The 8,088-nt window shown below is 62.5% G+C and carries 11 protein-coding genes and 1 pseudogene; 4 read left to right on the forward strand and 8 right to left on the reverse strand.

Features of this window, described 5'->3' with window-relative positions; genetic code table 11:
* From ACFQ6H_RS29470 to ACFQ6H_RS29485, 4 genes and pseudogenes are all read right to left on the reverse strand, one after another.
* Positions 1-399, reverse strand: a pseudogene (locus tag ACFQ6H_RS29470) (hypothetical protein); the annotation flags it as partial.
* A 106-nt stretch (positions 400-505) separates the two neighbouring features.
* Complete coding sequence (locus tag ACFQ6H_RS29475; protein ID WP_378650380.1) at positions 506-2,497, reverse strand: helix-turn-helix domain-containing protein; 1,992 nt, start codon at positions 2,495-2,497, stop codon at positions 506-508.
* 10 nt (positions 2,498-2,507) lie between these two features.
* Positions 2,508-3,041, reverse strand: a complete 534-nt coding sequence (locus tag ACFQ6H_RS29480; protein WP_378650382.1) for a tail fiber domain-containing protein — start codon at positions 3,039-3,041, stop codon at positions 2,508-2,510.
* Positions 3,025-3,153, reverse strand: coding sequence for a hypothetical protein (locus ACFQ6H_RS29485; protein WP_003941742.1), 129 nt, complete (start codon positions 3,151-3,153; stop codon positions 3,025-3,027). Before ACFQ6H_RS29485 ends, ACFQ6H_RS29480 begins: the two co-directional genes overlap by 17 nt.
* 288 nt (positions 3,154-3,441) lie before the next feature.
* Here ACFQ6H_RS29485 and ACFQ6H_RS29490 point away from each other — a divergent pair, with 288 nt between their 5' ends.
* The gene (locus ACFQ6H_RS29490) at positions 3,442-3,606 is read left to right on the forward strand and encodes a hypothetical protein (protein ID WP_214888215.1); all 165 of its coding nucleotides are present in this window, start codon (positions 3,442-3,444) and stop codon (positions 3,604-3,606) included.
* 5 nt (positions 3,607-3,611) lie between these two features.
* Here the strand turns inward: ACFQ6H_RS29490 and ACFQ6H_RS29495 are convergent, their stop codons facing one another.
* The 3 genes from ACFQ6H_RS29495 to ACFQ6H_RS29505 all read right to left on the reverse strand — a co-directional run bounded on the left by ACFQ6H_RS29495 (position 3,612) and on the right by ACFQ6H_RS29505 (position 5,116).
* Entirely contained in the window at positions 3,612-3,986 is a 375-nt protein-coding gene (locus ACFQ6H_RS29495) for a VOC family protein (protein ID WP_347872989.1), read from the reverse strand.
* A 29-nt stretch (positions 3,987-4,015) separates the two neighbouring features.
* Positions 4,016-4,429 (reverse strand): VOC family protein, encoded by a 414-nt coding sequence (locus ACFQ6H_RS29500; protein WP_378538773.1) that lies wholly within the window; start codon positions 4,427-4,429, stop codon positions 4,016-4,018.
* 114 nt (positions 4,430-4,543) lie between these two features.
* Positions 4,544-5,116: a helix-turn-helix domain-containing protein gene (locus tag ACFQ6H_RS29505; RefSeq protein ID WP_378650390.1), complete on the reverse strand. Its 573-nt coding sequence runs from the start codon at positions 5,114-5,116 to the stop codon at positions 4,544-4,546.
* 106 nt (positions 5,117-5,222) lie between these two features.
* On the opposite strand from ACFQ6H_RS29505, the gene ACFQ6H_RS29510 reads away from it, so the two are divergent.
* Positions 5,223-5,894 carry an AzlC family ABC transporter permease gene (locus tag ACFQ6H_RS29510; protein WP_378650384.1) on the forward strand — a complete coding sequence of 224 codons (672 nt, stop codon included), beginning with the start codon at positions 5,223-5,225 and terminating at the stop codon, positions 5,892-5,894.
* Positions 5,891-6,211, forward strand: a complete 321-nt coding sequence (locus tag ACFQ6H_RS29515; protein ID WP_378650386.1) for an AzlD domain-containing protein — start codon at positions 5,891-5,893, stop codon at positions 6,209-6,211. Before ACFQ6H_RS29510 ends, ACFQ6H_RS29515 begins: the two co-directional genes overlap by 4 nt.
* On the opposite strand, the gene ACFQ6H_RS29520 is transcribed toward ACFQ6H_RS29515, so the two are convergent.
* Positions 6,197-6,853 (reverse strand): TetR/AcrR family transcriptional regulator C-terminal domain-containing protein, encoded by a 657-nt coding sequence (locus tag ACFQ6H_RS29520; RefSeq protein ID WP_378650388.1) that lies wholly within the window; start codon positions 6,851-6,853, stop codon positions 6,197-6,199. The two genes, ACFQ6H_RS29515 and ACFQ6H_RS29520, sit on opposite strands and share 15 nt — an antisense overlap.
* 163 nt (positions 6,854-7,016) lie before the next feature.
* Between ACFQ6H_RS29520 and bioB the strand changes: the two genes are divergently transcribed.
* Positions 7,017-8,030 (forward strand): biotin synthase BioB, encoded by a 1,014-nt coding sequence (gene bioB, locus ACFQ6H_RS29525; protein WP_024487821.1) that lies wholly within the window; start codon positions 7,017-7,019, stop codon positions 8,028-8,030.
* The last annotated feature ends 58 nt before the right edge of the window (positions 8,031-8,088 follow it).

An 8,088-nucleotide genomic window follows, 5' to 3' on the forward strand; every position in this document is an offset into this window, starting at 1 on the left:
GGACCCGCTGGAGATCCTGGGCCCCCACGTGCGGCCGCGGCGCACCCCGCACACGACCCGAACCACCGGAGACCACGCATGAAGCACCTCGTCCTCAACCGCGCGGCGCTGCTCCGCAGGCCCTACCAGGACTGCCTCGGTGGCGAGGGGGATCAGGTAGTCCTTGCCGTTGATCGTGAAGTTGGTGGCCACGCCGACCGGGATGCCGATGACGCCGAGGACGTTCTCGACCATGCGATCGGCCTGATCGAGGGTGAGGCCGTTGGCAGCGTCGTAGACCGCGATGTCTGCTTCGGTCAGGCCGGTCTGGCGAACGATCTCGGCGCGCCGTGCGGCGACGTCGTAGGACCGGAAATCGGCGATGCGGCTGTTGGTTGATCGGCTGTTGGTTGATGACACGGGGGGTCGTCCTCCTGAAGTGGTTCTGTGCTCCGCTTCACAGTAGGGAGGCTGATGCCTGCCAGGCCACGTGCTCACAACACACCGATCGGTCGAAATTGTAGTGTCATGCCCCATCGCCGCTGTCGTTGATGTCGCTTCCACCCTCTTCGGCTCCCACTTCTCGAAGTTCGTCGAGCCTCGTCGCCATGGACACGCGAAAGAAGTTCTCGTCTTCACGCCAGGAGTGACCGAGGAGCGTACGGATGCGGTCGAGTCGCTGAACGACGGTGTTCGGGTGGTAGTTGAGTGCGCGGGCAGCCTTGGTCGGGCTCCCGTCGTTGCGGACCAGAGCCCGAAGGGTCGCCGTGAGATCGGTGTCCTTGTCACGGTCGTAGGCGAGTACCGGGCCGATTACTTCGTCGACGAATTGATGGAGTGTTTCCGGATTCTCCCCGAACAGAACGGTGTACGGCAGGTACGACGCAGTCGTGACCGCGCCGTCGGTCTTGCCCAACGCCGATAGCAGGCGGGCGGTGCGCAGCGCAGAGGTGAAGCGCGCCGGGAGTTCTTCGGGGCGCTCCGCCGTTGCCGGCGCAATCACTACAGCGTGGGGTCCCACCGAACCGGTGATCTGGCGGTGAACGACGGTCGCCGCGGCTGCAGGGTTCCCCGAGCGCGAGACCACCGCGATCAATCCGGCGTGCTGCGACGCCAAAGCTCCGACCGGCAGACTCTGCCCGATTGCACGGAGCGCCGCGGTGCGGAGTTCCGGAGCGACCGACACCACGAGGACGGTGTCGAGTTCGCCGAGGGAGATACCGAGGTTGCGGGTCCGACGTTCGAGATCGCGCCTCCGCTCGGGCGCAGTGCTCAACAGGTCGGCGACCAGTTCGTCACGTGCGCGCCGATCCGCTGCTGCTGCCGCCGAGTGTTGCAACACGAGAATCGCTGTAACCTGAGCTGCCCGTTCCACGGTCCTGAGTTCGACGGGTCCGATCGGCGCGTCCGATCGATTCAGCAAGATCGCCCCGAGGAATGATTCTCCGGCGGTGACGGCGCTGACGAGTTGGATCACGGTCTCGCTGTTATCGGCGACAAACGTGCATCGGCCACTGCGGCGACTCTGGTCGATGGCATCGGACACGGCGCGAGGTAGCGACAACGGCACCGTCGTGATCTGCTCACCCGACGATGTCACGAGAGGGCGTAGCTCGTTGTCGACGACGACGGTGCTGCGCTCGAGGGCGCTGCTGAGAGTTCGTGCTACCTGGGCATAGCCACCGCCGCGGAGAACGGCATGGATCAGATCCTGGTGGACGATGTTCGATTTGTCCCGCGCGGACACGTGCTCGCGCAGCTCGTCGAGTGCTCGCCCGGTCTCGACGGCGGATTCCTCGGCGCGGTCCAGCGCCCGTGCGGTTTGCAGGACTACCGAGGCGTGATCGGCGAGAGCAGAGAGCAGGGCGATCTGATCTGCGGTAAATCGTCGTTCCCGGCGGTCGGCGGCAAACAGGACGCCGAGGATCTGGCCGTCCGAGAGCATCGGCACACCGAGAATCGCCACCAGACCCTCGGCGACGATCGCGGCATCGACCACCTCGTCGTGCCGCGACTGCGTGTATTCGCTGTAGTTCTGGACCCACTGGGCCGCACGAGATTCGGCAATCGCGCTGACCAAGCCGGCGCCCGCAGGAACCTGCAGATGCTGGAGCTCCGGCGAGACCGCGCCGGCTGTCTTTCGAACATTCAGATCTCTGGTGACCACGTCGAACTCGGACAGGTACGTGACGTCGGTACCCATGATGTCGTGTGCGCGGTTGACCAGTCTCTGCAGCAGTGTGTCGACGTCGCGAACCTGCGCAAGCTCGCGCGCACTCGAATAGAGGACCGCCAATTCGTTCTCGCGGCGGCGCAGTCGACGAAATTCCGACCGACTGGCCCGGATGCGGGCCGCGGTCTCCGTGATCTCCGTTGTGCCAAGGCCGAATTCGGAAAGTGCCTGTTCGACGTGTTCGTCTCCGACAGCGTCGGATGTCACGTCGAACAGTGCGGCAATCTCGTTGGGGTCCGAGTCGGAGTCTGAAGCTGAGTCGGAGTCTGAATCAGGGGCGGTCACACCGAACAAACTACAGACCGGTGGAACCGCCGAATTCGTCGAGCGCCGAGGATTTGTGATTGTTGTTCATCTCTAACGTATTTCGATCCGTTCTCGTCTCTCCCGTCTCCGTGCGCAGTGTGTCGAGTTCCTTCTCGAGCGCGCTGACTTTTGTCTCGAGGGCGCCTATTTTGCGGTTCAAGGCTTGGATGCTCGCCATGCACACGCCGTTCGCATCGACGGCCGAGATACGACGGGTGTTGGATCCCAAGCCGAAAATCGCTGCAAAATCCTGCGCCATCGGACCCAGATGACGGATCGACTTGTGGTCGAAACCGTAACTCCACGTGCTTATTCGAAGGGCTGTCAACCTGTCGAGCACATCCTGGGCGCTGGTCGGAACAACCGCGTCCGTATGCACGCCCCGTCGTCGCGTGGCCCGTGAGAACACCCAGTGCGCAGGATGGCGCATCGCGGCGTTCACTCGAGTGCTGACTCCAACGCCGAGGTATTCAGTGCGCTCGCCCTTTTCAGTGCGCTCGCCCTCGTCAGGCGGTGAGTTCACGTCGTGCGGTTTTGACGGTCTTGTCGCTCAGCAGAATTCCCGCTCCTGCGCCGAGCAGTCCGAGGCCGATTCCGACAGCAGCGCTGCCGAGGCCCAAAGCAATTCCCAACATGATTCCTCCAAAAATTGTGCGGTGAATTGAGGGGCCAGGTGTCCGACGAAAGTGCTGCCGACCTGCTCCGCGCTCATCTTTCACATTGCTCCGCCGTGCGGTCGATGACAACCCGTCTGGACCGAATTTCTCGTGGAAAACACAGGCGTGCAAGACTGGGTGAAGAACTGCTGAGTCATCGGCGTCTTGTGGGCGCCGTACGGGCGGCAGTATTTAAGTAGCCATCGACCGATCTCTAACGCAGGTTTATCTGCGCGCGGCAACGATGACCAGGCAAAAGGGTGGCATGTGAACGAATCGAACAGTGGCTTGTTTTCCGACCTCAGTGCGTCGGAGCCCGTTGTCGACGCAAAAAGCGCCGAGCAATTGGCGGCCGAGCGTGAAACTGCGGCAGCGGAACGCTCCAATACCGACACCGCTGAACAGCGGCAGTCACAGCTGTTCAGCGGTTAAGCGCGTCAGGACTCCTTGATTACCGACAGAACATTGCCGGCGGGGTCGGTGAACCACGCGATATCGGGGCCGTTGCCACGCATGATGCCTCGCGCATCCTGGGGGAATCCGTCGTATTTCAGAAACTCCACACCACGTGCGGTCAGTTGATCGACGGTTGTGTCGATGTCGTCGACGACGAAGTTGAGGATCGTGTACGTCGCCGCTTCGTGATTCGGTTTCGGATAAACCAGGATCTCGGTTCCGCCGGCAAGATGTAGGCGAATGAGTCCCATGTCTTCGTCGGTCACTTTCAGCCCGAGTGTTTCGCCGTAGAACTTCTTTGCAGCGTCGATGTCAGTCACCGAAAATCCGCTGAATGCTTTCGTGTCTGCAAGCATGACTATCTCCGTTCCCAGCGGTTGCCGGACTAGGTGGTGTGGGAATCCGTCATTCCGGATTCCATCTCGGCCCTGGCTTCCTCGCTGAACTCGATGATCTGAACGTAGTTTCCGTCGGGGTCGATAGCGGTGGCGAACAAACTGCCCCCGCGGTCTTCGAGTGGGGCGAACCAGTTTCCGCCGAGTGCATCGATGCGCTGCGCGATCGACCGGGCGTCGTCGGTCTCGACATTGAGGAACATTCGGCCGGGCTGCGGGTTGGTATCGCCGACGTCGTCGCGTCTGTCGAGCATCACGTAGAAACCGTTGAAGTCGAGGACGTCGTAGCCGGGTTCGCCCGGGGTGCGGTCCACCTTCGGGGCGAACGCCTCGGCGTACCAGTCGCGCAGGCGTTCGGGGTTGGTGCTCGAGAGCAAAATGCTGCTGATGCTGGATCCGGACATGTGTCCTCCTGCTGTTGGTCGTTACTGGCGTCGGTGATCGAGGCGCTGGCCACATCACCTTGCAGATACAGACTTCCCGCAGCGACGAAACTCATCGGTGAAACTGATCGAGGCTCAGGTGTGCTCCGAAACCATGATCGCCGTCGTGCCTGGTTCGAGTGCCCGAAAGATGTGCTCCTCGTCGCCGGGATATGCGAGGTAGTCGCCCGGTCCGAGCTCGATCGGATCTGCGGTCGGCCCGACCTCGGCCCGACCCGTACCGATCACAACGTGTTCGGTGGTGCCGCGGGCATGCGGAGTCGAAATACGCGGCTCGCCCGGCTCGGCGACGATCCGATACAGATCGCGGCGTGCGTTCGGTGGGCTCGGCGCCAGGAGAGTCGCGATGTACGACGCGTTCGCCGACGCAATCGCGGGCCCTTCTCCGGCTCGAATCAACTGAACGGTCTGTGCCTGCGAGTCGACGAGTTGTGAGAATGGCACACCCAATGCGTTGCCGAGTGCCCACAGTGTTTCGAGGCTCGGGTTTCCGAGGCCGGATTCGAGTTGGGAGAGTGTGGATTTGGCGATGTCGGCGCGCCGGGCGACCTCCGAGAGGCTCAAGCCCGCTCGGGTGCGCTCGCGTTTGAGTGCGACTGCCACCAGCTTCTGAGGGCTCTGATCCGTGCCGGTTTCACCACTACCCATCGTTCGATTCTCCGATCGATCGTTCTTCTTGACGAACGGGTTCAATGCGTTCAACATAGAATACATGCGTTCTTTATGGCGAACAGTTGATCGCGACACAATCCGGGTGAGTGTGCTGATCTGTCTCTCCGTGGCCATCGTCGGCGTGTCCTACGGTGTGACGGCAGGATCAGCTGGATTCTCGCTGTGGCAGCTGCTTGCCTTGGCTGTGCTCGTTCTGGGAGCGTCTTCGGAGTTTCTGTTCATCGGAATCATCGCGGCCGGAGGCGGCGCCCTCGCTGCAGTTGTAGCCGGCTTGCTGATCAACTCCCGAAACTTCGCCTACGGACTGGCAGCGGGATCTTTTCTCGGCGGGGCTTGCCACACGGATTCAGGCTGGCGCAGGGGCTCGGGCTGGCGCAAGTTGGTCGGCGCGCACCTGGTCAACGATGAAAGCGTCGCGGTTGCCATGGCGCAGGGCTCGGTGAAGCAGAAGCGTGCGGCGTTCTGGTTCTGTGGGATCGGGATCGCGGTGTCGTGGCCGATCGGAGCTCTCCTGGGCGGGCTGCTCGGCAGCGTCGTCCAAGATCCGGCCGCGTTGGGATTGGATGCCGCTTTTCCGGTCGTCATTCTGGCCCTTGTCCTGCCCGCACTGAGGGAAAAGGTGACATTGCTTGCCGCTGTGATCGGTGCAGCGGTTGCAGTGGCCACGTCACCGTTCCTGCCGTCGGGTACCGCGCCGCTCGTAGCTCTGCTGAGTATCGCGGTGACGATACCGTTCCGGGAGAAGGTTCGATGAATGCTGCATCGGTCTGGATCGGCATTGTCGTGTTCGCTTGCGGCTCTTACGCTTTGCGGGTCAGTGGTGTTCTGCTCCGAGCTCGGGTGACGCTCTCCGTCTTCGCCGAGAAGGCCCTCGATCGTGCTGTCGTGGTGCTGTTGTTTGCAGTGGTTGCGACCTCGGCGATCTTCACCGGACATGACGTTGCGGGTCCGGCGCGGATGCTCGGCGTGGTGGCCGGAGGCATCTGCGCCTGGTTCAAGGCCCCGTTGGTAGTCGTGGTGATTGTCGCGGCCGGCGCTACTGCATTGCTGCGACTGTCAGGAGTGTCGTAGAACCGATTCGGTGTGGTCTGAATTCAGGGTCGAATTCAGTCGAGTGCGAATGCCGTCGATGAAGAGGTCCAGGCCGAACTGGAATCGCACTGTCGGATCGCCGTCGAGGAGGTCCTCGTCGGAACCGCCACCGATGACGTCGGGGGAGTCGGGGGAAATGGGAGCCCGGGTGAGTGCCCCCATTTCTTCCATCTGCGCTCGGGACTGCTCGTCGACAGTATGGCCGAGTACGTAATACAGTAGGGCATACGCCGCGAGTTGGGCGTGCTCGCGTGAGAGGCCGGATTCTTGCCCGGCTTGCACGAAGTGCTCGCGCACCTTGCTGCTTGTCATCCGTGAGGCGAAGGTGGCGCTGACCAACTCGGCGCCGTCGCGGTGCGCCAGCAGGGCAGATCGAAGTCTGTGTGCCAGTTCGGAATACGCCTCTTGCCACGTGTCCGCGTCAACGGGGGCGTCGAGGTCTTCGAGGATCTTGTCGACGACCGCGCCGAGCAAGGTCTGTTTGTTCGGGAAATGCCAGTAGAGAGCGCCGGGTTGGACGCCAAGCGAGGTTGCGAGCCTACGCATCGTGAGGTCGGCAAGCCCGAACTCGTCGAGTATCGCCATGGCGCCGTCCAGCACGTCGCCGCGTCGCAACTGCACTTGTTGTTCCCCTCGTTTCGCCTCGCTGTTGACCGCTCGCGATCAGATGTCGATCGGACCGCCTTTGACAGTATTCCACCACGTCTCTAACGTGAACACCGTTCAACTTGTACGGTGTTCAATTTTGCTGGTTCTGAAGGAGACGTCTGTGACCCCGCCCCCGATTAGCACGGCCCCTGCGACGGTCGACATCCTCGACCAGGCGCGCGAGCAAGTTCTCGAAAGGGGAGTTGGCCTGACCGAAAGCCAGGTGCTCGACGTACTCCGCCTCGACGACGACAGGCTCGAAGACCTGCTGGCTCTCGCCCACGATGTGCGTATGAAGTGGTGTGGACCGGAGGTCGAGGTCGAGGGCATCATCAGCCTCAAGACGGGCGGCTGCCCTGAGGACTGCCATTTCTGCTCGCAGTCCGGACTCTTCCAGTCGCCGGTTCGTGCGGCCTGGTTGGACATCCCGAGCCTGGTGGAAGCTGCCAAGCAGACTGCGAAGTCGGGCGCTACCGAGTTCTGCATCGTGGCAGCCGTCCGCGGACCCGACGCCCGGTTGCTCGCTCAGGTCGCCGCCGGCATCGAGGCGATCCGCAACGAGGTCGACATCCAGATCGCCTGTTCGCTCGGCATGCTGACCCAGGAACAGGTCGACCAACTTGCCGCCATGGGTGTGCACCGGTACAACCACAACTTGGAAACCTCGAAGTCGCATTTTCCGAACGTCGTCACCACGCACTCGTGGGAAGAGCGTTGGAACACCCTGCGGATGGTTCGCGAAGCAGGCATGGAAGTGTGCTGCGGCGGAATCCTGGGCATGGGCGAATCGCTGGAGCAGCGCGCAGAATTCGCGGCCAACCTGGCTGAACTCGAGCCGGACGAGGTCCCGCTCAACTTCCTCAACCCGCGTCCGGGTACCCCGTTCGGTGATCTGGACGTGCTGCCCGCCAGCGAGGCGCTCAAGTCCGTGGCGGCATTCCGTCTCGCGCTGCCTCGCACGATCCTGCGCTTCGCCGGTGGACGCGAGATCACTCTCGGCGACCTGGGTGCCAAGCAGGGCATCCTCGGCGGAATCAACGCCGTCATCGTCGGCAACTACCTGACGACCCTCGGGCGTCCCGCCGAGAAGGATCTGGATCTGTTGGTCGATCTGCAGATGCCGATCAAAGCACTGAACGACACTCTGTGAGCACTCCGGTGACCGAGGAGCGGTACAACCCGTTCACCGGGCGTCGGATCGTCGACGG

Source organism: Rhodococcus sp. NPDC056506, assembly GCF_042794945.1.
GTDB lineage: Bacteria > Actinomycetota > Actinomycetes > Mycobacteriales > Mycobacteriaceae > Rhodococcus_F.